Consider the following 25,559-nt stretch of genomic DNA (forward strand, 5'->3'; position numbering starts at 1 on the left):
CAGCTCGACTGGTTCAATAGGCTTAGAAATGACAACGCTCAAAATCGACATTAACGAAGTGCTTGTGGATTGCCAGTCGGTCTGGAAGATCTTCGGTCAGAATGCCAAGGCAGCGATGGAGGCGGTGGTGCACAAGGGCCTTGGCAAAACCCAGGTGCTGCAGGATTTCAGCTGCGTGGTCGGGGTGTCGGATGTAAGTCTGCAGGTTCGCCGCGGTGAGATTTTTTGCATCATGGGGTTGTCCGGCAGTGGCAAATCGACCCTGATTCGGTTGCTTAACAAGTTGATCACCCCCAGCGCCGGCAAGGTGCTGGTCAAGGGTAAGGATTTGTCCGCATTGTCCCCCGCACAGCTACGGGAAGTACGAGCCCGGCATATCGGCATGGTGTTCCAGAGTGTGGCGCTGTTGCCCAACCGCACGGTGCTGGAAAACACCGCCTTCGGCCTGGAAGTACAGGGCGTGGGCAAGGCCGAGCGGTACCAGGTGGCCGAACGTGCGTTGGCCAAGGTCGGCCTCACTGACTGGTCATCGCGTTATCCCAGCGAGTTGTCGGGCGGCATGCAACAACGTGTCGGGTTGGCGCGGGCACTGACCGCGGACCCTGAGATTATCCTGATGGACGAACCGTTCAGTGCACTCGACCCGCTGATCCGTCGTCAACTGCAGGACGAGTTCCGCCAGCTCACCAAGGAACTGGGCAAGTCTGCGGTATTTATCACCCACGACCTGGAAGAGGCGATCCGTATCGGTGATCGCATCGCCATTATGAAGGACGGGGTGATTATTCAGGTCGGCACCGCCGAAGAGATCGTGTTGAACCCGGCCGATGACTATGTGGCCGAGTTCGTCGCAGGCATTTCACGCTTGCACTTGGTCAAGGCGCATTCGGTGATGACGCCGGTGGCGATCTACACGCAGGCCTTTGCGCAATGCGATTTTTCGCGCTTGACGCAGACGTCGTTGGATGCCGATATCAACGCGCTGATCGGTCTGACTATCGGCGCCAACCTTGAGCCGCTGGCAGTAGTCGAGCAGGGTGTGGTGGTCGGTATCATCACAGCCAAGGACCTGCTGCGCGGCGTGCAGGGCATTCCCAATGATGCCCACGCCACCGCCCCGTTTCTGGAGCCCTTGGCATGAGTATTCCAGACTTTTCGGTACAGTTCGACGCTGCCGTGGATTCGGGCCTGATGTGGCTGCAGGACAACGGTGAGTCATTCTTCGACGCTGCCAATGCGTTGCTCTCGGGGGTGTTCAAAGGGGTGGCATGGTGCATCGGCACACCGCCCTTTTATGTGATTGCCGTGCTGATCGGCCTGCTGGGCTGGCGCATGGTGGGCGCTCGTTTCGGCGTGTTGTCGATGCTTGCATTGCTGGTATGTGCGTTCATTGGTTTGTGGTTCGAGACGGTCAGTACCTTGGCGTTGGTGCTCACGGCGACGGTGCTGGCGCTGCTGGTTGCCGTGCCGCTGGGCGTACTGGCAGGGCTGGCGCCGAGATTCGATCGAGTGGTCGACCCCTGCCTGGACCTGGTGCAGACCCTGCCTCCCTATATCTACCTGTTGCCGGCCATCGCGTTGCTCGGTTACGGCCCTGCGACGGCACTGCTGGCGACTTTTATCGTCGCGGTACCACCGGCGTTGCGCCTGACAGCCCTGGGGATCCGCATGACGCCCAAGGAGTTCATCGAGTTGGGTGAAGCCAGTGGTGTCACCGGCTGGCAGATGTTTTTCAAGATCCGCTTGCCCTTCGCCATGCCGAGCATCATGGCAGGGGTCAATCAAAGCCTGATGATGGCGTTCGGCATGGTGGTGATCGCCGGGATCGTTGGTTCCGGCGGGCTCGGCGAATCGATCTACGGCGCCGTCCGTACCCTGGACATCGCCAAGTCGATCAACGCAGCGCTGGCCATCGTCATCCTCACCATGATTCTCGACCGTCTCGCCCAGAGTGCCGCCGAGTCGCGCGAGGGAGCAAGCCAATGAACCTGCAGGATTTGCGGTTTTCGCCAGGTGCGTTCCTGGCGCCCGCCATCGATTGGCTGAATGCCAACCTGCATGGCTTGTTCGTGGTAATCAGCAAGGTTATCGAGGCCTGCTTGGGCGCAATCGAGGGCTGCCTGCTCGCGCCCCATGCCTACGTGTTGATTGCCGTGGTGGTGCTGTTGGCCTGGGTCTTCGCCAACTGGCGCGTTGCCGTATTCGCCGGGTGGATGTTGGCGTTCTGCCTGTTCGCCGGGCTGTGGGTGGCGTCGATGCAGACCATCGCGCTGGTCTCGGTGGCGGTGCTGATTTCGGTGAGCATCGCCTTCCCCCTGGGCATCCTGGCCGCGCGGGTCAAGCGTGTGGACGCAGCGTTGCTGCCGATCCTCAATATCATGCAAACCGTGCCGCCGTGGGTGTACCTGATTCCGGCGGTGATGCTGTTCAGCCTGGGCCGTGTGCCGGCAATTATCGCCACCATCGTCTATGGCATCCCGCCGATGCTGCGCTTAACCACGCTGGCCTTCAAGCAACTGCCCAAGGACCTGCTGGAGCTAGGCCAGGCCATGGGCGCGTCGCCACGGCATATCCTGTTCAAGATCGAATTGCCCACGGCGGCGCCCACGCTGCTGGTGGGATTGAACCAATGCATCCTGTTGTCGCTGGCGATGGTGGTGCTTGCAGGTCTGGTGGGGGCAGGTGGACTGGGCGCCGAAGTAACGCGCGGGCTGACACGTATGGAAATGGGACTGGGCCTGCGTGCAGGTCTGGCCATTGTGGCCGTGGCCTTGTTGCTCGATCGCCTGTCACGCGGTGCCTTGCAGCGCCAGGCGCGTCGTACGTGATGCCCTGGAACGCCACCTCTCCAGCCAGTATTAAGGTGCCTGTTGTTGTCACTGTTGGCCCCGAATATTCACCAGGAAAATACCCTCAAAGCCGCATGGATACTGGGCCTTGGTTTCTATTTTAGTTGTGTATATAAATTGTAGACATTAAGAATATTGTTGTTTTATAGTGCGAATACAGGTAGTAGACCGTGTTCACTTAATCCCAGGAAGGTTTTCACGATGGCTACGAAAGAACTCGATCTGCAGGCTCCCGCCGAGTCGCCCGTTGACCGCAAGGCGGTATTGGGCGAGGCGCTGCGCCGCCGCATTCTCAGCATGGAACTGGCGCCGGGCGCCGTGGTGGATGAGTTGGCCCTGTGCGACGAGTTCGGTTTGTCGCGCCCACCTGTGCGTGAACTGATGCGGCAGATGGCGGCAGAAGGGTACATCGACCTTGAAGCTAACCGCGCTGCCCGGGTCTCGGCGATGAGCTACCAGTCGCTGCGCAGTTTTTTCCTGGCGGCGCCGTTGATCTATATCGCGACCACGCAATTGGCCTGCTCCCACGCAACGCCGGCGGAGGTGGTGGAGTTAAAGCGGATACAAGCGTTTTTCCGTTCCGCCATCGAGGAAAAAGATGTTGAGAAGCGTGTGCTCTACAACGACGAATTCCACCTGCAAATCGGCAAGATGGCCCACAACGCCTACCTGATGCCGAGCTTGCAGCGCCTGCTGATCGACCACGCTCGCCTGGGCAAAATCTTCTACCGCCACCCCACCACGGTGGACATGCAGGAAGACCTGGAAGTGGCCGCCCAACAGCATGACGACATGATCAGCGCAATCGAAAACCACGACCCGGTCTTGGCCGGTGAAATCGTGCGGGCCCACCTCGAACTGTCCCGTCGGCGGATGTCTGAGTACGCGGCCCCCGAAGGCCTGGATGTGACGCTTAACTACTGATCCCTCAATGACGGCCAGTGTGATGCGATCAACAGACGGGCAGCTTTTAATACTTACAACTATAAAAGAACCCAGGTCGCGAAAATGGCACTCATCAGAAACACACCGGCAGACGATTCAACCTGTGGCTGGTTTCACCTCAGCCCCCCTCGCGTGGCACGCCCGGCCCATAGCGGCATGCGGACGGCCCGCTGGGCAGTGGTCGGGGCGGGGTTCACCGGCCTGGCTGCAGCACGCCAGTTGGCGCTGAATTTTCCGGATGACGAGATCGTGCTGATCGAAGCGCAGGAAGTGGGTTACGGCGCCTCCGGGCGCAACGCAGGCTTCGCCATTGACCTGCCCCATGACATTGGTGCCGAAGACTATATCGGCGATATCGCCACCGCCAGGATCAGCATGGAGCTGAACCTCGCCGGGCAATCCATGCTGCGTGCGCTGGTGGAGCAACACGGCATCCGCTGCCAGTGGCGCGACTGCGGCAAGTATCAGGCCGCCGTCGAAGACCGTGGCATTGCCGTGCTGGACGCCTATCGCAGGGGCCTCGATAAGCTTGGCCAGCCCTACCAGGTGATCGAAGCCAATGACTTGCCCAGCCACATCGGCACCGGTTTCTATCGCAAGGCATTGTTCACCCCCGGTACTGCGCTGGTGCAGCCGGCGGCGCTGGTCAAAGGCCTGGCGGACAGCCTGCCGTCCAATGTGACGCTCTACGAAAACACGCCGATTACTGCCGTAGAGTACGGCGACAAAACCGTGCTGATCCACCCCCACGGGCGCATCATCGCCGACAAGCTTTTGCTGACGAATAACGCCTTCGCCATGAGTTTCGGCTTCCTCAAAAGCCGCATGCTGCCGATCTTCACCTATGCCAGCCTGACCCGACCGTTGACCGAAGAAGAACAAGCACGCCTCGGTGGGCAGGCCTCCTGGGGCGTGATCCCCGCCGATCCGTTTGGCACCACGCTGCGCCGTACCGTCGATAACCGCCTGCTGGTGCGCAACAGCTTCAGTTTCAACGCCGATGGGCGCAGCAATCCCAAGTACCTGCAGCGCTTCGTAAAACGGCATAAAGCGTCCTTCGACCGGCGGTTCCCGCTGCACCGCGAGGTCAATTTCGAATACACCTGGGGCGGTTCCCTCAGCCTGTCGCGCAACCATATGGCGCACTTCGGCGAATTGGCCAAAAACGTCTACGGCGCCCTGTGCTGCAATGGCCTCGGTGTAACCCGTGGCACCGTCACCGGCACCTTGCTGGCCGATTGGCTGGCGGGCAACACCAATCATTTGGTGGACTTCCTGTTGACGTCCCCGGGACCGAGCAGAAACCCACCGGAACCTCTGTTGTCAGCGGGTGTGAACATGAACTTGCTATGGGGACAAAGCCGCGCCGGCCAGGAAAGTTGAGCGTCGCAACACGCTAGATAGGCAATACCGAACTTAATCTATCAATGAGTAAACAGCAGGCGCTTGCGACTGCGGTTTCTGATTGAGACGGCTTTCATTCGCCTGAATTTCAAGTGTGCGCCGTACCTCGGCGAATGAACTAAGCGAAGTAGGAGACAATAATGACAAGTCCGAATGCCTCAGTTGAAGATGTACCGCTTAATAACTTTCACCGCCTGCTAACCGTGCGTTCGGGGGGTGGTTCTTTTGTCGATGGTTATGTATTAAGTATTATCGGTATTGCCATGGTGCAATTAGCCGGCGCCTTGCAGCTCAGCGAGTTCTGGCAAGGCCTGATTGCCGCTTCGGCGTTGATCGGCGTGTTCTTTGGCGGTTTTATCGGCGGCTGGCTGACCGATAAATTAGGTCGCAAGAAAGTCTATTTCATGGGCCCGTCGCTATTTATCGTGTGTTCGCTGGCGCAGTTCTGGGTCGAGTCGGCGTGGGCGTTATTTATCTTGCGTTTCATCATCGGCCTGGCGGTCGGCATTGAATACCCGGTCGCCACTTCGCTGTTGGTGGAGTTCCTCCCGAAACAACAACGCGGGCCGCGTCTCGCCGCGCTGACCATCCTTTGGTTCGCCGGTGCGGCCTTTGCCTACGTGGTCGGCAACGCGATCCTCAACACCGGTACCGATGATGCCTGGCGCTATGCGTTGGCGAGTGCCTCGGTGATCGGCCTGGCGCTGCTTGTCCTGCGCCTGGGCACCCCGGAGTCGGCGCGCTGGTTACTCAGCAAGGGCCGCGATGCCGAAGCCGATCAGGTCATCAAGCGAATCTACGGGCCGCACTATTCGCTGCGGGACCTGCCGGAGCAGCCTGACGAACGCAAGATGACCTTGTGCGACCTGCTGCGCTCCGGTTATGGCAAGCGCCTGTTCTTTGTCTCGGTGTTCTGGTCCTGCTCGATCATTCCCGTGTTCGCGGTGTACGCGTTCGCCCCTAAGGTACTGCTGGCGCTCAACTTGAAAGGTGAATGGGCCTCTTATGGCTCGATGTTCATCACGCTGCTGTTTGTGGTCGGTTGCGTGCTGGCAACCCGGCTGATCAACACCCTTGGCCGGCGCAGCATGTTGATCCACAGCTTCCTCTGGTCAGGGCTTGCGCTGTTGCTGTTGGCGGCCTTTTCCAACAGCCATGAAGTGCTGGTGCTGTTGCTGTTTGGCGCCTACGCCGTGTTCATCGGCGGCGCACAAGTGCTGCAACTGGTTTACCCGAATGAATTGTTCCCCACGGAAATCCGCGCCTTTGCCGTCGGCATCGGCACCTCGTTGTCGCGGGTCGGCGCGGCCGTGGGTACGTATCTGGTCCCGCTGTCCCTGCATACATTGGGTATCGGCAACACCATGTATGTCGCGGCCGGCGTGACCTTTATCGGCCTGGCTGCGGCCTGGGCCATGGCGCCTGAAACACGTTCCTTGAACTTGCGCGATGCGGCGGCGTTAAGCCGCTGAGTTGAAAACATCCCTTTTACTGTTGGAGAGACACTCATGAAGTTTGAAGGCATCTATACACCGGCCATCACCCCGCTGACCGCTGCCGGCCAGATCGACAACGCGGCGTTCGCCGACGTCCTTGAATACCTGATCGAATCCAAGGTCCACGGCATCATCATCGGTGGCTCCACCGGTGAATACTACGCGCACACCGCTCAGGAGCGCGTTGAGCTGGCCCGGCACGCCAGGGAAGTGATCGGCAATCGCCTGCCCCTGGTGATCGGTACCGGCGCCATCCGTACCGAAGACTCGGTGGAATATGCCAAGGCGGCGCGTGCGATCAAGGCCGATGCGATCCTCGTCGGCTCGCCGCCTTATGCGTTACCGACCGAGCAGGAAAACGCCATCCACGCGTTGACCGTCGACAAGGCCGCCGACCTGCCGATCATGCTTTATAACTACCCGGGCCGGATGAGCGTGAATATGGGTGACGAGTACTTCAAGGCCGTATCCACCTCAAAAAACGTCGTGGCCATCAAGGAAAGTTCAGGCGACATGGCCCAGGTGCATCGCCTGGCCACACAATACCCGAACATCGCCCTGTCATGTGGCTGGGATGACCAGGCCCTGGAGTTCTTCGCCTGGGGCGCGCGCAGTTGGGTGTGCGCCGGTTCCAACTTTGTGCCGCGTGAGCACATCGCGCTGTATGAAGCCTGCGTGATCGAAAAAGACTTCGACAAAGGCCGCAGGATCATGGGCGCGTTCATGCCGTTGATGGACTTCCTCGAAGGCGGCAAATTCGTCCAGGCCATCAAGGCCGGTTGCGCTTTAAACGGCCTGCGTACCGGCAGCGTGCGTTCGCCGCTGCAACCGCTCTACGAACATGAAAAGCACGCGCTGGAGCAGGTCATTACCACCCTCAAGCGCGACGTTGCCCACATCGTTGGAGGTGCATGATGACCCAACTGCTCAGTGCCGTCGAATACGCCGCGATTGCAAAGGACATGAAATTCCCCACTACGTCTTTCATCAATGGCGCGTCCTACACCTCAGGTTCGGGCAAGACCTTTACCACCACCAACCCTGCCACCGGCGAAGTGCTGGCGCAAATCACCGCGTGCAACAGCGACGATGTGGATGTTGCCGTGGCCTCGGCCAAGCAGGCCTTCGACGATGGCCGCTGGCACACGCTCAGCCCTGGCACACGCAAGAAAGTGCTGCTGCGCTTTGCGGACCTGCTGGAGCAGCACGCCCACGAATTGTCCGTGCTCGAAAGCCTCGACAGTGGCAAGCCGGTGCGTGAATGCCAGCTGACTGACGTGCCGGAAACCATCCACATGATCCGCTGGCACGCCGAACTGATCGACAAGATCTACGACAACACCGCCCCGGTCGGCCACGATGCACTGACCCTGGTGGTGCGCGAAGCCATCGGCGTGGTCGGCCTGGTGCTGCCGTGGAATTTCCCGCTGCTGATGCTGGCCTGGAAAATTGCTCCCTCGCTCGCGGCCGGTTGTTCGATTGTGGTCAAGCCTGCCAAGGAGACCACGTTGACGGCGTTACGCGTCGCCGAGCTGGCGTCCCAGGCCGGCATTCCGGATGGCGTGTTCAACGTGGTCTCCGGTGGTGGTCGCGAAGTGGGCGAGCCGTTGGGTCGTCACATGGATGTCACCATGGTCAGCTTCACCGGTTCCACCGACACCGGCCGCCTGTTCTTGCAGTACGCGGCAGAATCGAACCTCAAGCGCATCGTGCTTGAACTCGGTGGTAAAAACCCGGCCGTGGTCATGAACGATGTGGCCGACCTGGATCTGGTGGCGGGGCATATCGTCAACGGTTCGTTCTGGAATATGGGGGAAAACTGCTCGGCGTCTTCGCGCCTGATCGTCCACGCCGATATCAAGGATGAACTGCTCAGGCGCATAGGCGTGCAACTGCAGGCCTGGAAGATGGGCAGCCCGCTTGATCCGGACAACCGATTGGGTTCGATGGTCAGCAAAGCGCACTTCGATAAAGTCAGTTCATACCTGGTACAGGCCGGCAACGAACAACTGCGCGTGGTCTTCGGAGGCAAGACCGAATACGACATTTACGTGCAACCGACCGTGGTCGATGGGGTAGGTGCCGACAGCCTGCTGTTCAGGGAAGAGATCTTCGGGCCGGTGCTGACCGTCACGACGTTCAATACCCTGGAAGAAGCCATCACCTTGGCCAACGACACGATCTACGGCCTGGCCGCATCGGTCTATACCGACAACCTGCGCAACGCGATCAAGCTCTCCCGCGAGATCCGCGCCGGCATTGTCACCGTCAACTGCTTTGGCGAAGGCGACGCCTCCACCCCATTCGGCGGCTACAAGCAGTCAGGGTTCGGTGGGCGTGACAAATCCATCTGGGCCCATGACCAATACACCGAGATCAAGACCATCTGGATCGACGTGTCCCAAGGCTGAGACACACAGGCAGCGCCTCGCTTCAACGCTCAACGCAGGGGCGGGGCGTCTGTGTCAGCGGAGCAGGGCGAGGGCAGCTCACCCGCCGCTGCACGCCCGGAGGCCTCAGTCGGAGCGCGCAGCCTCCATGCCGCGCCGGATCCGCATCAGGTCCTGATACGCCTCGGTGCGCTTTGCATCGGCTAGCTGTTTCGCTTCGGTAAAGCGCAGCCAGTCACCGGCGTCGGCCAGGCTGCTGCCTATGATGGCGTAGGCCTGTGTTTCCAGGCGGTCGGCCTCGTAGAACAGTTCGGTGTTTGTGGCCAGCTCAATTTCCCAGCCGGCTTGTTTCGACACGTCACGCATATTCGCTGCCATGGCCTTCACCCCAAGGTCGTCATGTGCGAGCGAAGAGAGCAGGGCCTGGTCGAGGCCGCCGGGTTCGTTGCTCGCGTAGGAGCGACACAAGCCGTTCTCGTGTCTGATAGGTCCTTCAATGTTGATGGATAAACGTGGAGGTTCGTTCAAATTAGTTCGGGGGGCGCTGCTTCACTATTTCCGCGCCCCCGTAACAGTTGTCGAGCGCTGAGTCCGTTGGGGGTTGGCAACGGCAAATGCATCTTCAACCACTCTTGCCCGAAGGGATAGGGCACTGGACCTTGAACAACTCAAGCGGGAGTTGGGGTAGGCCTCAGTACACCCGTTCAACGCATATGCAAAATAATCGGACTGCTGCTGGCCGGGTCGGTATGCCCGCGCAGCTTGCCGACTGCCTTGGCGTCGATCGCCTCCCCGTGGTTGCCCCAGGTGCTGCGCACGTAGGTCAGTACCTGGGCGATTTCCGCATCGGACAGTTGCTCACGAAACGCCGGCATGCGGTAGGCGTCCGGTACGCCGGCGGCCACTACCCGCTGTGAGCCGTTGAGGGTGATGTTGATCGCCGAGGCGCTTTCCCTGGCCAATGCCGAGGTGGCGCCGGCCAGGGGGGGCATCCATTCGGGCTGGCCCTTGCCGTCAAGGCCATGGCAGGAGGCGCAGCGGGTCGCGTAGGTGTGGGCACCGGGGACGTCCTGGCGTGTATCGGCGGCTACGTACTGCCAGGGCGTGCCGTCACGCTGTGGGTCGCCGGGCAGTGACTTGAGGTAACGGGCGATGGCGGCCAGGTCGGCGTCTTCCATGAACTGCGTGGAGTTGTTGAACGCTTCGGTCATCGAGCCGTAGACCACCGCATGGGCGTTGCGCCCGGTCTTGAGGAATTGCACGATCTGCGCCTCGCTCCAGCGCCCCAGGCCGGTGTTGGGGTCCTGGCGCAGGCTCGGAGCGTACCAGCCGTCGAGCAGGGCGCCGGCGAGGAACGGCTTGCCGGACTCGTCCAGGGCTTTTTCGTTGAAGGCCAGGCCGCGCGGCGTGTGGCAGCTGCCGCAGTGGCCAGGGCCCTGGACGATGTAGGCGCCACGGTTCCATCGCGCGTCCTGGTTGGGTTTGGCCGCGTAAGTGGCGGTCGGCGCGAAGAGGCCGTTCCACAGGGCAATGGGCCAGCGCAGATTGAGCGGCCAGGGAATATCGCTGGGGATGTTGGGCTCGCTGGCCGGCTGTACGCCTTGCATGAAGAACGCATACATCGCGCGGATATCGTCGTCGCTGAGCTTGGCGTAAGACGGGTAGGGCATCGCCGGGTAGAGCCGCCGCCCGCCCGGTGCTACGCCGTGGCGCACTGCTCGGTCGAAGTCGGCGAGGCTGTAGGTGCCGATGCCGTGGGTGCGGTCCGGGGTGATGTTGGTGGCGTGAATGGCGCCCAGCGGCGTGGCCATTTCCAGGCCCCCGGCGAAGGGCGCCTTGCCCGGCAGGCTGTGGCAGGCGACGCAGTCACTGAGGCGGGCGACATATTCGCCGCGACTGACCTGTGCGGGGTCGACGCTGGCGGCCTGTTCCTGCGCGAACGGGGTGGCGGGCTGGCGGGTGACATACCAGGCCAGCAGGCCGGCGGCGACCAGGCAGGGCAGCACCAGCCAGCCTGCGGTTCTTGCGAATCGACGGTTGTTCATGGGCGGTCTCGCTCGGTTAGCTGAAGGTGTGTCGGCTTAATGGCAGGCTGCGAACACGCTGGCCGGTCAACTGCGCTACCGCATTGACCACGGCTGGCGCCACAGCGGGGAGCGGAGGCTCACCGATGCCGCCCATCTTCTCGCCACTCTCGACAATCTTCACGTGTACCTGCGCCATCCGTGAGGGCGGCAGGATCGGGTAAAGGTCGTAATTGCGTGCCCGTGGCTTACCGTCCACGTACACCGCTTCCTCCAGCAATGTCTGCGATAAGCCCAAGGCCACCGCGCCATTGACCTGGGCTTGCACAATCGCCGGGTTGACGATGCTGCCGGGGTCGATGGCTTCCCAGATGTGGTGCACCTTGACCTGGCCGTTTTCAAGCGACACTTCGGCGATCACCGCCGCGTGGGAGCCGAACGGCGAGGCCATGGCCACGCCGCGTGCGCGCCGGGTGCCGTCTTCGGCGGTGTAGGGGCCACGCTTCCAGCCACCGGACAACTCGCCCACGGCCTTGAGCAGGGTGGTCAGCCGTGGGTTGTCGCGCAGCAGGTGCAGGCGCAGCTCATAGGGATCGCGGCCGCCTTTGTCCGCCAGCTCATCAAGGAACGCTTCGTAGAAGAAGTCATTCAGCGAATTGCCCACCGAACGCCAGTAGCCGAGCATGGCCGGGCCCTTGACGTAGATCTGCGCGATGCGTTTGTTGGGGATGGCGTAGCTCTTGCCCGACAACCCTTCAAGGGCGGTGGGGTCGAGTTTTTCGCCCTGCTTGCCGGCGATGGCCTCGGTAGGGCCTTCCGTGGCGCTCACCGCTTCGATCGCCACCGGCAGGCCGTCGGCGTCCAGCGCGGCGCGGAACTTGACCACCGCCACCGGGCGCAACACGTCGCGCAGGAACTCTTCCTCACGGCTCCAGATCAGCTTGACCGGACGACCCACCGCCTTGGCCAATGCAATCGCCTGGGGGTAGGGGCTGGCCGAGTCATACAGGAAGTGCCGGCCGAAAAAACCGCCCAGCAGCGGCGAGTGCAGGGTCACCTGCGCGGGGTCGAGCCCGGCGCGCTTGGCGATGTCGGCGCGGAAAAGATCGGGTGCCTGGTTGGGCAGCCAGATCTCCAACGAACCGTCGGGGTTGAAGCGCGCCAGGGCTGACGGTGGCTCCAGTTGCCCATGGTTGAGGTATTGGTTGTGGTAGGTGGCCTCGACCTGGGTCTTGGCGTTTTTCAACGCGCCGGCCACATCGCCTTCGTTCTCGTCGTCACGGGCCGGGCCTTGCTGGGCCGCGAGGAAATCGCGAAAGCCGTCGCTGGAAAAATCAGCGGGCATGCCGCGCACTTTTGAGTCGGCCGTCGGTTCCTGCCAGTCGACCTGGATCGCCTCCACCGCACGCTTGGCGTGCCACCAGCGTTCGGCCACCACGGCCACCGCGCCGGGCAGCACGTGCACGGAGTGCACGCCTTTCATGGCTTCGACCTGGGATTGATTGCGCAGGCTGCCCACGGTCATGCCCAGGCGCGGCGCGTGCTGCACGGCGGCGTGGAGCATGCCGTCGACCTTGATGTCGATGCTGTACTGCGCCTTGCCGGTGGATTTGTCATAGGCATCCAGGCGCTTGACCGGTTTGCCGATCCAGCGGAACTGGCTCGGGTCGCGCAGGGTGATGCCGGCCGGGTCGGGCACCGGCATGTCCAGGGCGCGGCCGGCCAACTCGCCGTAGCCCAGGGAACGGCCGGAGGCGGCGTGCACCACGCGGCCGGGTTGGGTGGTCAGTTGGGCCACCGGCACACCAAGCTGCTCGGCGCCGGCCTGCAACAGCATGGCGCGGGCGAGGGCGCCCAGGCGGCGCATGACCGGGTAGCTCATGCGCACCGACATGCTGCCGCCGGTGATGCGCATGCCGTTCTCCATCACCACATAGGCCTCACCGGGTGGCGCGGCTTCGACGATAAAGGTGGCGGGGTCGGCATCCAGCTCTTCGCCGACGATCTGCGCCATGGCGGTGTGGGTACCTTGGCCGCCTTCCATAAAGGGGCTGAGCAGGCGCACCGTACCGTCCGGGCGAATCTCCAGGAACGCCGGTACCTGGGTGCCGCGTTCTGCGGCGGCAGCGGCCTGCACCCGGGCCGAACCCAGTGGCAGGCCAAAACCGATGACCAGTGCACCCACCGCCGTGCTGGCGAGGAAGCGTCGACGCGACAGGTTGATCGGCTCGCCCAGGGTGAGGCCGGGGATGACGGATGGCGTGTTCATCAGGCGCTCTCCTTCCCGGCGGCCAGGTCATGCATGGCGGCATGGATGGCGTTGTAGGTGCCGCAGCGGCACAGGTTGACCATGGCCGCGTCGATTTGCGCAGTGGTCGGCGCGGGGCTGTGCTTGAGCAGCGCGGTGGCTGCCACCACCTGCCCGGACTGGCAGTAACCGCATTGCGCCACCTGATGCTCGACCCAGGCACTGACCACCCGCTTGCCCACTTCATCAGCTTCGATGGCCTCGATGGTGGTGATCTCACGCCCGACCACCCCGGCCACCGGCGTGACGCACGAACGCACGACATTGCCGTCCACCAGCACCGAGCAGGCGCCGCATTGGGCCAGGCCACAGCCGTACTTGGTGCCGGTCAGCCCGAGGTCATCGCGGATCACCCACAGCAGCGGCGTGTCGGCGTCGACCTGATAGGTCTTTTGATTGATGCGTAATTCCATGGCTGGCTCACCTGCTGATCATCGGTCGGGATAGCGTGTTTCTTATAAGAAAGGCGATGGGCGCCCATTGTCGAACTCTAGATCAGGGCACAAGGGCCATCTATGAAAAAACCGAACATTCGGAGGATCAGGCAAGTATTCGAGAGGATTGAGTCAGTCAGGCAGGTGCTCGATCAACACAGGGGCCGGCAGCCGATTGGTTTGTGAGGGTTTATTGATCTGGGTCAGTACAACCCCCTATTGGCTCCAGATGACCGTCCGAGAGCGGTAGCGCCGTTTTCATGGGTGATATTATGGCGCCACTATCTTGGCGTGACAGGCGCCAGTCTGATCCATGGACATGAGGCTTTAGGGAAATGCTTAAGAACGCTCCGCTGCGTCTGAAACTGTTGTTGATTCTGCTGCTGCCCATGCTCGGGTTCCTGACCCTGGCCGGCGTGTTTGTGGTGGACAATTACAAAACGCTGCGCGACATGAACACCACGGTGATGGCCAGCGCCACCGCCCAGAAGTTGAGCCAGTTGATTACCACCTTGCAGCGTGAGCGTGGTGCCAGTGGCGTGTTCCTCGGCAGTGGCGGCAAGTCCATGGGCGAGCGGATGGTGCAGATGCGCAGGGATTCCAGCGCGGCCGTCGAGGTGGTGCGCGGTTTGTCCACCTCCGGCGGTGCGAACCTGGACAACGTCCTGCGGGCCCTGGACCAGTTGCCGGCGATGCGTGGGCAGGTCGACAAGCTGAGTATCAACAGCACCGAATCCGGCGCGCGGTATACCGAGATCATTCAAGTGCTGACCGGTTACACCCATTCCCTGGAAGCGAGCGTCAACAACGCGACCATCGTCTACGCCCTGGGGGCCCTGAATCAATTTATCGAAATGAAAGAGCGGGCCGGGCGCGAGCGCGTGGTGCTGGGCCTGGTCTTCAGCCAGGGGCATTTCGATGAGGCGCTGTTGTCGCGCTTCAGCCGCAACCTGGGCGAGTTCGGCGCCTATTACGATGCGTTCCGGCGCAAGGCGCCCGCGGCCTCGCTGGCGCAGTTCGATACGCAAATGCAACAACCTGCCGCCGTCGAAGTCGGCAAGTTGCAGCGCCTGGCGTTTGAGGTGCCGATGGGGCAGGCGCTGGGGATCAAACCCGAAGCCTGGTTTGAAACCTCTACCCAACGCATTGACCTGATGAGCCAAGTGGAGGAAGCCCTGGGCCAAAGTGTCAGCAGCCTGGCGATGCACGAGCGGGATGACGCCCGCCGCGCCCTGTGGCTGACCGTTGGCGCGGTGATCGTGTCCCTGCTGGCGGTGGCGGTGTTGTCCTGGCTGATCATCCGCATGATCGATTCGGCGGTGCGCGACCTCAACCGCGTGCTCAATGACCTGGCACAGCGCGATCTCAGCGCGCGGGCGACTTATGAAAGCAAGGATGAATTCGGTCAGATCTCGCGCAACCTCAACCGCATGGCGCAAGAGATCAGTGGCGTGGTACAGGAAATCGGCAACGCCACCGCGCAGGTTGCAACGGCGGCGGAGGAGTCTTCCACGGTGACGATGCAGACCAGCCAGAGCGTCGAGCAACAGCGTCAAAGCACCGAACTGGTGGCCACGGCGATCAACCAGATGAGCGCCACCGTGCGCGAGGTGGCGCACAGCACCAACGATGCGGCGCAGCTGTCGCAGCGGGTCAATACCAGCACCACCCAAGGACGCACCGAGATCGAAGGCACCATCACCCTGATCCGCCAGCTCTCGGGGCAGGCCGAGGACACCGCGCTGATCATTGGCGAACTCAAGCAGGAGAGCGATGGGATTTCCTCCGTGCTCGACGTCATTCGCGGCATTGCCGAGCAAACCAACCTGCTGGCCTTGAACGCGGCCATCGAAGCGGCGCGGGCGGGGGATCATGGGCGCGGATTTGCCGTGGTGGCGTCCGAGGTGCGGGTACTTGCGCAGAAGACCCAGGAGTCCACCGGGAACATTCAGCAGATGATCAGCAACCTGCAAAGTGGTTCGGATCGGGCGAGCTCGTCCATGCAGGAGACTCTGGGCAAGGCCCAGGACGGCGCGCGCAAGGTCGAACGTGCAGGTGAATTGTTGTTGGAGATCGCCGAAGGCGTGGCCAGTATCAGTGATCGCAACCTGCAGATTGCTTCGGCGGCCGAAGAGCAGAGTGCGGTTTCAGAAGACATCAACCGTAACGTCAACGAGATCAACGACCTGGTCATCCAGGTCAGTGCCGGCGCCGAGCAAACCGCAATCACCAGCCAGGAACTGGCGCGCCTGGCCGAGCACCAGCAGCGGCTGGTCAATCGGTTCAAGGTGGCGTGAGGCGAGGGCGGCCTGCTCCGATGGCGGTGGGTCAGTCGACCTCTACAGTGACTGACACTCCGCTATCGGGAGCAAGCCCCCTGCCACAGTTGTTTGGTGGCGATGGGTGGATGGCAGCAAGGCCTTGATGTCGTCCAAGCCTGCTCCTGCAGTCAGTCCGCCCAGCCGTCACGCACCGCACTGCGAATCCCCTCCAGCAACATCGCGAACGCCGGGTTGTCATTGTTCTCGCGCCAGATCAGGTGCAGTTCACTTTGCGCGCCTTCGCCCAGGTCGATATCGCGAAACACCACGTTCTTGAACACCACGCTGCTGGCGCAACGCGGTACCAGCGCCAAGCCCATGCCGGCGTTGACCAGGGCCAGGATGGTCAGGGACGAGCCCAGCCACTGCACATATTCGGGGGCGACCCGGGCCGAGCGCAGCAGGCCGGTGAGCAGTTCGTTGAACGGCGGGTAGGCCGCATGGGCATACATCAGGAACGGCTGGGCGTCGAGGTCGTGGACGCTGACGCTGTCGGCACTGGCCAGTCGATGGCTGCTCGGCACCGCCAGCACGAAGGGCTCGCGCACCAGGCATTCGGTGGCATAACCGGGTTCCAGCAGGGGCGCGCGGACGATGCCCAGGTCGATGCGCCGCGCACGCAGGGCTTCGTATTGCTGGTAGGTGTTCATCTCCGAGAGGTCGATCCTGACCTGGGGCTGCTTGAGCCGTGCCTCGGCAATGACCCTGGGCAAAAACTCATACACCGCGCTGCCGACGAAGCTGATATTCACCGTGCCGATATCGCCCTCGGCAAAACGCCGTGCGGTCACGGCTGCCTGCTGGGCGCGCTCCAGCAGGTTCTGCGCCTCGATGAAAAACGCGCGCCCGGCGGCAGTGAGGGCGACGCTGCGGGTGGTGCGGGTAAACAGCTCCACGCCCAGATGATGTTCGAGCAATTGGATCTGCCGGCTGAGGGGCGGCTGGGTCATGTTCAGGCGTTCGGCGGCGCGGCGAAAATTCAGCTCGGTGGCCACGGTGGTGAAGCAGCGCAGTTGTGTCAGTTCGAACATTGATCTAATCCAGGTATCAATCGAATGCCAAGTTAGATTAGACGGGAACAATCCCCGGCGTCCATCCTCGGTGCGTCCCTAAAAAAACAATGAGTGGGAGTTGCCCTTGGATACCGTCCAGAATCCGCCCGACCCGAGCGTGCTCGCCCGCGCAGCCGCCAAGGTCAAGCGTCATGTACTGCCGTTGTTCGTGGTGATGTTCATCGTCAATTACATCGACCGGGTCAATATCGGCTTTGTGCGCAGCCATATGGAGACCGACCTGGGCATTGGCGCCGCCGCCTATGGTTTGGGCGCCGGGCTGTTCTTCATCGGTTACGCGATCTTCGAAGTGCCGTCCAACCTGTTGCTGCAGCGCTACGGCGCACGGGCCTGGTTGACACGCATCATGTTCACCTGGGGCGCGGCCGCGATGGCCATGGCCTTTGTCCAAGGCGAAACCAGCTTCTATATCCTGCGTTTCGTGCTCGGCGCGGCCGAAGCCGGTTTTTTCCCCGGCATCATCTATTACTTCACCCAGTGGTTGCCGGCCGCCGAGCGCGGCAAGGCGATGGCGATTTTCCTCAGCGGTTCGGCCATCGCCTCGGTGATTTCCGGGCCGGTGTCGGGGGCGTTGCTCAACGTCAGCGGCTTGAGCCTGCATGGCTGGCAGTGGATGTTCCTGATCGAGGGCTTTGCCTCCATCCTGTTGTGCGGGTTTGTGTGGTTCTGGTTGCACTCTCATCCCCATCAGGCCAAGTGGCTCAGCGCCGAAGAAAAGCATGCACTGGTGACGGCCATCGCGCTTGAGCAAACGGCCCGCGAAGCCAACCGGAGCGTGCGGCCGTCGATGTTCAAGCTGCTGGCCGACAAGCAGATCGCGCTGTTCTGCTTTATCTACTTTTCCATCGCCCTGACCATCTACGGCGCCACGTTCTGGCTGCCGAGCATGATCAAGAAAATGGGCAACCTGGGCGACTTCCAGGTGGGGTTGTTCAACTCGATCCCGTGGTTGATTTCCATCGTCGCCATGTATGGGTTCGCTGCCCTGGCGAGCAAGTGGAAACACCAGCAGGCGTGGGTGGCGCTGATGCTGGTGATCGCCGCCGTCGGCATGTTCATGTCCACCACCGGCGGGCCGGTGTTTGCGTTTGTGGCCATCTGTTTTGCCGCGATTGGCTTCAAGGCCGCCTCGGCGCTGTTCTGGCCGATCCCCCAGGGTTACCTGGATGCGCGCATCGCCGCGGCGGTGATCGCCTTGATCAATTCGGTCGGCAACCTCGGCGGTTTTGTTGCACCCACCACCTTCGGCCTGCTGGAGCAGACCACCGGTTCGATTGAAGGCGGACTGTATGGCCTGGCCGCGACCTCGCTGGTGGCCGCGGTGGTGGTGTTTTTTGCGCGCACCGCACCACGGCCCGGTGTGCCGCCCACCTCCAAACCGACTCATCATCACGCCTTGCGTCCAGGCCCACAGGGAGCCGCCTCTTGAAAATCGTCCGCGTCACCGTCACCCCCATCGCGTTTCGCGACCCGCCGCTGCTCAACGCTAGCGGTATCCACGAAGCCTTCGCGCTGCGCTCGATCATCGAAATCGAGAGCGACACCGGCTACATCGGCCTTGGCGAGAGCTACGGCGATGCCCCGGCGCTGGCGATCCAGCAACAGGTCAAGGACCAACTGATCGGCCTCGATCCGTTCAACCTCAACCAACTGCGCGCCATCGTGCAGGCCACCGTGGCGGCGCACAAACCCGCGAGCATTGCCGGCGCCGAACTGGCCCCCGGTTCCCATGCGAGCAAGGCAGTGAGCAATGCCTATTCGGCGTTTGAGGTGGCGTTTCTCGACCTGCAGGCGCACTCATTGAATGTGCCGCTGGTGGACCTGCTGGGCGGCGCGATCCGCGACCGGATCCCGTTCAGCGCCTACCTGTTCTTCAAGTATGCCGAGCACATCGACTCGCCCTATAAACCCGACAGTTGGGGCGAAGCCCTCAACGAAGTACAGATCGTCGCCCAGGCGCGGCGGATGATCGACACCTATGGCTTCAAAAGCATCAAGCTCAAGGCCGGTGCGCTGGACCCTGAGCATGAAGTGGCGTGCATCAAGGCCTTGAAAAAGGCCTTCCCCGGTGTGCCGCTGCGCATCGATCCGAATGGCAATTGGTCCCTGGAAACCTCGATCCGCATGGCCGAACTGCTCGGCGATGACCTGCAGTATTACGAAGACCCGACCCCCGGCCTGGAAGGCATGGCCGAGTTGCACAAACGCACCGGCTTGCCCCTGGCGACCAACATGGTGGTCACCGATTTCGATGAGTTCCGCCGCAGCGTGGCCCTGGACAGCGTGCAGATCGTGCTCGCCGACCATCATTACTGGGGCGGCCTGCGCGACACCCAGGTATTGGCGAAGATGTGCCAGACCTTTGGCCTGGGCGTGTCGATGCACTCCAACTCACACCTGGGCATCAGCCTGATGGCCATGGCCCACGTGGCCGCGTCGGTGCCCAACCTCGACTACGCCTGTGACACCCACTACCCCTGGCAAGAACCGGACGAAGAAGTGATCAAGGGCGGCAAACTGCCGATTGTCGACGGCTGCGTGAAGATCACCCGCGCACCGGGGCTGGGCCTGGAACTGGACCCTGACCAACTGGGCAAGCTGCATGACCAATACCTCAGCTGCGGCATTCGCCAGCGCGACGACGTGAAGCAGATGCAGCGCTATCAACCGGATTGGAAGACCGTCAAACCGCGTTTCTGAAGCTGGTCGCTTCGTTTTGCCCGGTGGAGCCTTTAGCGGCCGCCGGGCTTTTTTTCAGCTGAAATCTTCCTCGAAGTGTTCCTGTTCACCCCGTGTATCACTCTGGCGTCGCACCACCTCCATCTGCCGCAACTCCACCCGGCGGATTTTGCCGGAAATGGTCTTGGGCAATTCGCTGACAAACTCGATCCGCCGCACCCGCTTGTAGGGCGCCAGGTGCTCGCGGGCGAACTCAAGGATGTGGCGTGCCAGCTCGGCGCTGCCCGGGGCGTCGTGGGCCAGGATCAGGAACGCCTTGGGCACCGCCAGGCGCAACGGATCGGGGCTGGGCACCACGGCCACTTCCATCACCGCCGGGTGTTCGATCAGCGCGCTTTCCAGCTCGAAGGGGCTGATCCGGTAGTCGGAGGCCTTGAACACGTCGTCGGCGCGCCCCACGAAGGTGATGTAGCCGTCGGCGTCGATCTGCGCGGTGTCGCCGGTGCGGTAGTAACCGTCGCGCATCACCTCGGCGGTTTTCTCCGGGCTGTCTTCGTAGCCGAGCATCAGGCCCAGTGGGCGTATATCCAGGGGCAGGGCGACTTCACCCTCGGTGCCCGGCACGCCGTCGGCGTCCAGCAGGGCCACCTGGTAGCCCGGCAACGGGCGGCCCATGGAGCCTGGCTTGAGCAACTGGCCCGGGGTGTTGCCGACCAGGGCGGTGGTTTCCGATTGGCCGAAGCCGTCGCGCAGCGGCAGGCCCCAGGCCTGTTGGATCTGCTCGATGATCTCCGGGTTCAGCGGTTCACCGGCGCCCACCAGTTCGCGCAGGTTCAGGCGCGATTTGTAGCTGGCCAGGTCTTCCTGGATCAGCATGCGCCACACCGTGGGCGGGGCGCACAGGCTGGTCACCCTGTACTTTTCCAGCGCGCCGAGCAATGCCTGGGCACTGAACCGCGCGACGTTATGGATAAAGATGCAGGCGCCGGCATTCCACGGTGCGAACAGGCAGCTCCAGGCATGCTTGGCCCAGCCTGGCGAGGAGATGTTCAGGTGCAGGTCGCCGGGTTGCAGGCCGATCCAGTACATGGTCGACAGATGGCCGACCGGATAGCTCTGGTGGCTGTGCAGCACCATCTTCGGTTTTGAGGTGGTGCCGGAGGTGAAATACAGCAGCATCGGGTCCGTGGCCAAGGTACGGCCCTCGACCTCGAACCGCTCGGGGTATTCGAAGGCGGCGCTGTGCGCGACCCAGCCAGTCGGCGCCGCTCCCACGCAGACGCGGCTGCAACCTTCGCCCAGGCCCTCGAACTTGCCGACATGCGCCGCGCCGACCACCAGGTGGCGGACCTGGCCCCGCTCGATGCGGTCGTGCAGGTCGACGGGGTTGAGCAGGGCGGTGGCGGGGATCACCACGGCGCCGAGCTTGAAGGCGGCCAGCATGGTTTCCCACAGCGCCACATCGTTGCCGAGCATCAGCAGCACGCGTTCGCCACGCTTCACACCGAGGGCGCGCAGGTGGTTGGCCACCTGGTTGGAACGCGCGGCCAGTTGCTGGAAGCTGTAGCGCTGGTCGCTGCCGTCCTCTTCGACGATCCACAGCGCGTCGGCGGCATTGCCCTCGGCGATGGCATCGAAGTAGTCCAGGGCCCAATTGAATTCGCTCAGCTGTGGCCAACGAAAATCCCGGGCGGCGGTGGCGTAGTCGGTGCGGTGCGCGAGCAGGAAATCCCGGGCAGCCAGGAAGGACTGGGTCATGGTCGGTGTCCTTAATTATTGTTGTGGGGACTGGCCCTTCGGGTGCACCGAGAGGCTGGACCGAGTATAGGCACGCATAAATAAGAGCAAAACGCTCAAAAACACCGGAGCGTTGTGCAAAAAAGTCATGGGCGATAAGGGCTGGCGAGGAGTGATTGACGGGTGATACGTAAAAGTCCAGTATGGAATTATAAGTACAAAATACCCGCTCCAGCTTTTTCTTCACGCTTGCCAAAACCAATAACAACTCGCGAGACACGACCATGAAGAAACTCTCCCTCATCACCGCCCTGGCCTTGGGCCTGATCGCCTCCAGCCAGCTGCTGGCCGCCGAGAAAACCCTGCGTATCGGCATCGAAGCGGCTTACCCGCCGTTTGCGTCCAAGACCGAAGAGGGCAAGATCGTCGGCTTCGACTACGACATCGGCAATGCGCTGTGCGCGCAGATGAAGGTCAAGTGTGTGTGGGTCGAAGGTGAATTCGACGGCCTGATTCCTTCCCTCAAGGTGAAGAAAATCGACATGGCGTTGTCGTCCATGACCATCAATGACGATCGCAAGAAGTCGGTGGATTTCTCCCACAAGTACTACTTCACCTCGTCGCGCCTGGTGATGAAGGACGGTGCCGTGGTGGACGACCAGTACGCCAGCCTCAAGGGCAAGACCGTGGGTGTGCAGCGCGCCACCACCACCGACCGTTACGCCACCGAGGTGTTCGAACCCAAGGGCATCAACGTCAAGCGCTACAGCAATAACGAAGAGATCTACATGGACCTGGCGGCAGGCCGGCTGGATGCAATCTTTGCCGACACCATTCCCTTGAATGACTTTTTGCAGATGCCTCGGGGCAAGGGCTACGGGTTTGTCGGCCCGGAACTCAAGGACCCGAAATACGTGGGCGAGGGCGCCGGGATCGCGGTGCGCAAGGGCAATACCGCACTGGTCAGCGAACTGAACAGCGCCATCGACGGCATTCGCGCCAGTGGGGAATACCAGAAGATTTCACAGCAGTACTTCAAGGCCGATATCTACGGCGATTGAGCGTCCTGCGCGGGCAAAATGTGGTGGGAGAGGGCAAGCCCCCTCCCACATTTGATCAGCCCTTGAGTTCCTTCAAGTGCTTGTAGACCGTGGCCCGCCCCATGCCCAGCACATTGGCCACATAGTTCGAGGCGCTCTTGCCCTTGAACGCGCCTTCGGCATGCAGCGCCAGTACCAACTCACGCTTGTGGTCACGGGTGAGCAGGTTCAGGCTCAGCTGGCGCTCGCGCATCCAGGCATGCAGGAACGTGTTGATGCGCTCCTGCCAGTCATCGCGAAACAGCGAGTCCGGTTGCGGGATCAGCTTGCTCGGCGACAGGAACAGGTCCAGCGCGGCCTTGGCGTTTTCGAACAGTGAGATATTCAGGTTGATGCACAGCACCGCCAGCCGGCGACCTGTGTGGTCATGCAGCACGGTGCTCAGGCTGCGGATTTTCTGGCCATCCCAATTGAGCTTTTCGTAGGGGCCGATATTCACGTCGCTGACGTCGGCGCTGAGCATGTCCTCCAGCGCCGAGTCGTCGCCAATGCCCCGTTTGGACAGGTTATTGGCGATGTAATCGACTTTTTGCGTGCGCAGGTCATGCAGCACCACTTCGGCGTGGGGGAAGAACAGCGTGGCGATTGCATCGGCAATCGCACGGAAATTCTGCAGGACTTTTTCGTGTTCGGCGCTGTTCATCAATGGGGCTCCAGGCGGGCGAGGGAGAGCATACCAGCGTCGAGGGCGAACCGTGTCAGTGCCTCCGGCAACGCTTCACCGCGCACCAGCGCTGCGCTGGCCTGGCCCATGGCGGGCGATGTCTGGATCCCATAACCGCCTTGCGCCGCCACCCAGAACAGGCCGGGTACCTGTGGGTCGAAGCCGCTGAGCAAATCACCATCATGCACAAAGCTGCGCAGGCCGGCCCAGGTGCGCGTCGGGCGGCGGATGCTCAGGGTGGTGGCTTCTTCGATCTGGTAGATGCCCATGGCGATGTCCAGTTCTTCGGGCTGGATATCCTGGGGCTCCACCGGGTCGGCATTCGCCGGCGAGCCGAGGAACATGCCGGCGTCGGGCTTCATGTAGAAGGCTTCGTCGAGGGCCACCAGCATCGGCCAGGCATGGCTGTCCACGCCTTCGGGGCCGGCGAAGATAAATGCCGAGCGCCGCTTGGGTTGCAGGCCGATGGACGCGGCGCCCGCCAGCCCGCCGATATGATCGGCCCAGGCGCCGGCGGCGTTGATGATGATCGGCGCGGTGTAGGTCCCGTCCTGGGTGCTTACGTGCCAGAGGCCCGCGCTGTCACGGCTCAAGCCCAGCACGTGGCTGTCGGTGCGCACTTCGCCCTGATTGCGCCGGATCCCGCGCAGATAGCCCTGGTGCAGGGCGTCGGTGTCGATGTCGCTGGCGGTCGGGTCATACAGCGCGCCGTGGACTTTTTCCCGGCGCAGGATCGGCAGGCGCGCGCAGGCTTCATCCGCCGTGAGCCGTTCGACCTGGGGCACCGTGGCCTTGGCACTCAGGTACTGGGCCTGCAATTCGGCAGCGTCGCCGTTGAAGTCCACGGTCATTTCGCCGCGCGGCGTCAGCAGCGGGTGCTCGCAGAAACCCGGCGGCGGGTTATCGAAAAACGCGCGGCTGGCCTGGGTCAACGCCCGCACCTGCGGGGTGCCATACGCCGCCGTGTAGAGCGCCGCCGAGCGTCCGGTGGAGTGATAGGCCGGGTGGGATTCACGCTCCAGCACCAGCACCTTGGCATGCTGCGACAACCAGAAACCCGTGGACGCGCCGGCAATGCCGCCGCCGATGATGATGAAGTCGGCGTGGCTCATAACAGTCTCCATAGGGCATTGGCCAGGGCGATGTCTTCCAGGCCCAGGCCGATGGAACGGAAAAATACGTGGCGGTCATAGGGCGGGCGCTGTACCTGCTCACTGAGCAGTTCGGGCAGGTCGCCGACGATCGCGTTTTTGTCCCAGCCGTGCTGTTCGGCCGCGATCAGCATCTCGCCGGCCGAGCCGGGGGTGGTCTGGCGATAGTCGCAGAACACCTGCATGGCGTTGAGGCTCTGGGGCGGCACTTCATGGGCACGCGGGGCGTTGGTGCTGATCGAGGTGATCAGCGCCGGCTTGCTCAAGCGCGACGGGTCGATCACCGGGCCGGCCGATGAGGTGCACAGCAGGATCACATCGGCGTCGGCCACCGCCGCATCGCAGCTGTCGGCGACGCTCAAGCGTGGATCCAGGCGTTTGATGGCGTCGGTATTGGCAGTGGCCAGGCTGGGCGAAAACACACTGATGCTCTGCCAGTCCCGCAGGTTTTTCACGTAGTGCAGATGCGCCTGGGCCACCTTGCCGTTGCCGATGATCGCCAGGCGCCGTGCTGCCTGCGGGGCCAACGCCTCCACCGCCAGCGCAGTGGTCGCGGCGGTGCGCGCGGTGGTCAACTCGGCGGCATCGCACAGCAACAGGGGCTCGCCGGTTTGCATCGACATCAACAGCGTCCAGGCCGTTACCAGCGGCCCTTGCTCGCGCACGATATACGGCGAGGTCTTGACCCCGTACACCCCCTCTGCAGCCAGCACGCCCAGGTAATTGATGAAGTCGCCCGCGCCGTGGGGGAACGCCACTAACTGCTGCGCCGGTTGCACCGCATGCCCGGCGGCCAGGGCGCGGAACAGCGTGCGCAGGATCTGCGGTACATCGACTTGGGCGAGCAATTCGCGGGCCTGGGCTTGGTTGATGACAAAAGGGGGGCTGGACATGGAGAACTTCCAAATTAAACTAATTTGTCCATTATGGACTTTTAGTTTTATTGGGCAACCACTGGGCGCAAAAAATCTGCAGACCTTCCCC

At 62.3% G+C, this 25,559-nt stretch carries 21 protein-coding genes; 12 read left to right on the forward strand and 9 right to left on the reverse strand.

Annotation, left to right across the window (positions count from 1 at the left end):
• Positions 1–28: 28 nt before the first annotated feature.
• The 8 genes from J1N02_RS25785 to J1N02_RS25820 all read left to right on the forward strand — a co-directional run bounded on the left by J1N02_RS25785 (position 29) and on the right by J1N02_RS25820 (position 9,105).
• A complete protein-coding gene (locus tag J1N02_RS25785) occupies positions 29–1,141 on the forward strand; it encodes a quaternary amine ABC transporter ATP-binding protein (RefSeq protein WP_098479843.1) in 1,113 nt (370 codons plus the stop codon).
• Complete coding sequence (locus tag J1N02_RS25790; protein WP_098479842.1) at positions 1,138–1,986, forward strand: ABC transporter permease; 849 nt, start codon at positions 1,138–1,140, stop codon at positions 1,984–1,986. The genes J1N02_RS25785 and J1N02_RS25790 overlap by 4 nt, the downstream gene beginning before the upstream one ends.
• Positions 1,983–2,828, forward strand: a complete 846-nt coding sequence (locus tag J1N02_RS25795) for an ABC transporter permease (RefSeq protein ID WP_098479841.1) — start codon at positions 1,983–1,985, stop codon at positions 2,826–2,828. The genes J1N02_RS25790 and J1N02_RS25795 overlap by 4 nt, the downstream gene beginning before the upstream one ends.
• A gap of 222 nt (positions 2,829–3,050) precedes the next feature.
• On the forward strand, positions 3,051–3,773 hold the full coding sequence (locus J1N02_RS25800) for a GntR family transcriptional regulator (protein WP_115489159.1): 723 nt from the start codon (positions 3,051–3,053) through the stop codon (positions 3,771–3,773).
• An 84-nt stretch (positions 3,774–3,857) separates the two neighbouring features.
• Complete coding sequence (locus J1N02_RS25805; protein WP_098479839.1) at positions 3,858–5,177, forward strand: NAD(P)/FAD-dependent oxidoreductase; 1,320 nt, start codon at positions 3,858–3,860, stop codon at positions 5,175–5,177.
• Between the two features lie 161 nt (positions 5,178–5,338).
• On the forward strand, positions 5,339–6,670 hold the full coding sequence (locus J1N02_RS25810) for an MFS transporter (protein WP_098479838.1): 1,332 nt from the start codon (positions 5,339–5,341) through the stop codon (positions 6,668–6,670).
• Between the two features lie 36 nt (positions 6,671–6,706).
• Positions 6,707–7,609, forward strand: a complete 903-nt coding sequence (locus J1N02_RS25815) for a dihydrodipicolinate synthase family protein (protein WP_098479837.1) — start codon at positions 6,707–6,709, stop codon at positions 7,607–7,609.
• Positions 7,609–9,105, forward strand: coding sequence for an aldehyde dehydrogenase (locus tag J1N02_RS25820; protein ID WP_098479836.1), 1,497 nt, complete (start codon positions 7,609–7,611; stop codon positions 9,103–9,105). The genes J1N02_RS25815 and J1N02_RS25820 overlap by 1 nt, the downstream gene beginning before the upstream one ends.
• A gap of 105 nt (positions 9,106–9,210) precedes the next feature.
• On the opposite strand, the gene J1N02_RS25825 is transcribed toward J1N02_RS25820, so the two are convergent.
• The 4 genes from J1N02_RS25825 to J1N02_RS25840 form a co-directional block, all read right to left on the reverse strand.
• On the reverse strand, positions 9,211–9,552 hold the full coding sequence (locus tag J1N02_RS25825; protein WP_368963417.1) for a hypothetical protein: 342 nt from the start codon (positions 9,550–9,552) through the stop codon (positions 9,211–9,213).
• 236 nt (positions 9,553–9,788) lie between these two features.
• The gene (locus tag J1N02_RS25830; RefSeq protein WP_092359164.1) at positions 9,789–11,129 is read right to left on the reverse strand and encodes a c-type cytochrome; all 1,341 of its coding nucleotides are present in this window, start codon (positions 11,127–11,129) and stop codon (positions 9,789–9,791) included.
• A 16-nt stretch (positions 11,130–11,145) separates the two neighbouring features.
• Positions 11,146–13,377 (reverse strand): xanthine dehydrogenase family protein molybdopterin-binding subunit, encoded by a 2,232-nt coding sequence (locus J1N02_RS25835; RefSeq protein ID WP_027603526.1) that lies wholly within the window; start codon positions 13,375–13,377, stop codon positions 11,146–11,148.
• Positions 13,377–13,829, reverse strand: a complete 453-nt coding sequence (locus tag J1N02_RS25840) for a (2Fe-2S)-binding protein (protein WP_421147969.1) — start codon at positions 13,827–13,829, stop codon at positions 13,377–13,379. The genes J1N02_RS25835 and J1N02_RS25840 overlap by 1 nt, the downstream gene beginning before the upstream one ends.
• Positions 13,830–14,317: 488 nt before the next feature.
• Between J1N02_RS25840 and J1N02_RS25845 the strand changes: the two genes are divergently transcribed.
• Positions 14,318–16,147 (forward strand): methyl-accepting chemotaxis protein, encoded by a 1,830-nt coding sequence (locus tag J1N02_RS25845; protein WP_421147991.1) that lies wholly within the window; start codon positions 14,318–14,320, stop codon positions 16,145–16,147.
• Positions 16,148–16,299: 152 nt separating this feature from the next.
• Here J1N02_RS25845 and J1N02_RS25850 read toward each other — a convergent pair whose 3' ends face one another.
• A complete protein-coding gene (locus J1N02_RS25850) occupies positions 16,300–17,202 on the reverse strand; it encodes a LysR family transcriptional regulator (protein WP_027603529.1) in 903 nt (300 codons plus the stop codon).
• A 106-nt stretch (positions 17,203–17,308) separates the two neighbouring features.
• Here J1N02_RS25850 and J1N02_RS25855 point away from each other — a divergent pair, with 106 nt between their 5' ends.
• Positions 17,309–18,673, forward strand: coding sequence for an MFS transporter (locus tag J1N02_RS25855; protein WP_421147970.1), 1,365 nt, complete (start codon positions 17,309–17,311; stop codon positions 18,671–18,673).
• Positions 18,670–19,944: a glucarate dehydratase family protein gene (locus J1N02_RS25860; RefSeq protein WP_098479833.1), complete on the forward strand. Its 1,275-nt coding sequence runs from the start codon at positions 18,670–18,672 to the stop codon at positions 19,942–19,944. The genes J1N02_RS25855 and J1N02_RS25860 overlap by 4 nt, the downstream gene beginning before the upstream one ends.
• A 54-nt stretch (positions 19,945–19,998) precedes the next feature.
• On the opposite strand, the gene J1N02_RS25865 is transcribed toward J1N02_RS25860, so the two are convergent.
• A complete protein-coding gene (locus tag J1N02_RS25865) occupies positions 19,999–21,681 on the reverse strand; it encodes an AMP-binding protein (RefSeq protein WP_421147971.1) in 1,683 nt (560 codons plus the stop codon).
• Positions 21,682–21,944: 263 nt separating this feature from the next.
• Here J1N02_RS25865 and J1N02_RS25870 point away from each other — a divergent pair, with 263 nt between their 5' ends.
• Entirely contained in the window at positions 21,945–22,721 is a 777-nt protein-coding gene (locus tag J1N02_RS25870) for an ABC transporter substrate-binding protein (protein ID WP_027603533.1), read from the forward strand.
• A gap of 55 nt (positions 22,722–22,776) precedes the next feature.
• Here J1N02_RS25870 and J1N02_RS25875 read toward each other — a convergent pair whose 3' ends face one another.
• Genes J1N02_RS25875 through J1N02_RS25885 form a run of 3 tightly spaced genes read right to left on the reverse strand, consistent with a single transcriptional unit; the run spans position 22,777 to position 25,468 of the window.
• Positions 22,777–23,403, reverse strand: coding sequence for a helix-turn-helix transcriptional regulator (locus tag J1N02_RS25875; RefSeq protein WP_027603534.1), 627 nt, complete (start codon positions 23,401–23,403; stop codon positions 22,777–22,779).
• A complete protein-coding gene (locus J1N02_RS25880) occupies positions 23,403–24,536 on the reverse strand; it encodes an NAD(P)/FAD-dependent oxidoreductase (protein ID WP_098479830.1) in 1,134 nt (377 codons plus the stop codon). Before J1N02_RS25880 ends, J1N02_RS25875 begins: the two co-directional genes overlap by 1 nt.
• The gene (locus J1N02_RS25885; RefSeq protein ID WP_098479829.1) at positions 24,533–25,468 is read right to left on the reverse strand and encodes an ornithine cyclodeaminase family protein; all 936 of its coding nucleotides are present in this window, start codon (positions 25,466–25,468) and stop codon (positions 24,533–24,535) included. Before J1N02_RS25885 ends, J1N02_RS25880 begins: the two co-directional genes overlap by 4 nt.
• Positions 25,469–25,559: the final 91 nt, after the last annotated feature.

Source organism: Pseudomonas sp. NFX5, assembly GCF_049132125.1.
GTDB lineage: Bacteria > Pseudomonadota > Gammaproteobacteria > Pseudomonadales > Pseudomonadaceae > Aquipseudomonas > Aquipseudomonas marginalis.

Bases quoted from the DNA above. Each gene is read 5' to 3' on its own strand.
- J1N02_RS25785 (WP_098479843.1), top strand. From the start codon at position 29: ATGACAACGCTCAAAATCGACATTAACGAAGTGCTTGTGGATTGCCAG.
- J1N02_RS25790 (WP_098479842.1), top strand. From the start codon at position 1,138: ATGAGTATTCCAGACTTTTCGGTACAGTTCGACGCTGCCGTGGATTCG.
- J1N02_RS25795 (WP_098479841.1), top strand. From the start codon at position 1,983: ATGAACCTGCAGGATTTGCGGTTTTCGCCAGGTGCGTTCCTGGCGCCC.
- J1N02_RS25800 (WP_115489159.1), top strand. From the start codon at position 3,051: ATGGCTACGAAAGAACTCGATCTGCAGGCTCCCGCCGAGTCGCCCGTT.
- J1N02_RS25805 (WP_098479839.1), top strand. From the start codon at position 3,858: ATGGCACTCATCAGAAACACACCGGCAGACGATTCAACCTGTGGCTGG.
- J1N02_RS25810 (WP_098479838.1), top strand. From the start codon at position 5,339: ATGACAAGTCCGAATGCCTCAGTTGAAGATGTACCGCTTAATAACTTT.
- J1N02_RS25815 (WP_098479837.1), top strand. From the start codon at position 6,707: ATGAAGTTTGAAGGCATCTATACACCGGCCATCACCCCGCTGACCGCT.
- J1N02_RS25820 (WP_098479836.1), top strand. From the start codon at position 7,609: ATGACCCAACTGCTCAGTGCCGTCGAATACGCCGCGATTGCAAAGGAC.
- J1N02_RS25830 (WP_092359164.1), bottom strand. From the start codon at position 11,129: ATGAACAACCGTCGATTCGCAAGAACCGCAGGCTGGCTGGTGCTGCCC.
- J1N02_RS25835 (WP_027603526.1), bottom strand. From the start codon at position 13,377: ATGAACACGCCATCCGTCATCCCCGGCCTCACCCTGGGCGAGCCGATC.
- J1N02_RS25840 (WP_421147969.1), bottom strand. From the start codon at position 13,829: ATGGAATTACGCATCAATCAAAAGACCTATCAGGTCGACGCCGACACG.
- J1N02_RS25845 (WP_421147991.1), top strand. From the start codon at position 14,318: ATGGCCAGCGCCACCGCCCAGAAGTTGAGCCAGTTGATTACCACCTTG.
- J1N02_RS25850 (WP_027603529.1), bottom strand. From the start codon at position 17,202: ATGTTCGAACTGACACAACTGCGCTGCTTCACCACCGTGGCCACCGAG.
- J1N02_RS25865 (WP_421147971.1), bottom strand. From the start codon at position 21,681: ATGACCCAGTCCTTCCTGGCTGCCCGGGATTTCCTGCTCGCGCACCGC.
- J1N02_RS25870 (WP_027603533.1), top strand. From the start codon at position 21,945: ATGAAGAAACTCTCCCTCATCACCGCCCTGGCCTTGGGCCTGATCGCC.
- J1N02_RS25875 (WP_027603534.1), bottom strand. From the start codon at position 23,403: ATGAACAGCGCCGAACACGAAAAAGTCCTGCAGAATTTCCGTGCGATT.
- J1N02_RS25880 (WP_098479830.1), bottom strand. From the start codon at position 24,536: ATGAGCCACGCCGACTTCATCATCATCGGCGGCGGCATTGCCGGCGCG.
- J1N02_RS25885 (WP_098479829.1), bottom strand. From the start codon at position 25,468: ATGTCCAGCCCCCCTTTTGTCATCAACCAAGCCCAGGCCCGCGAATTG.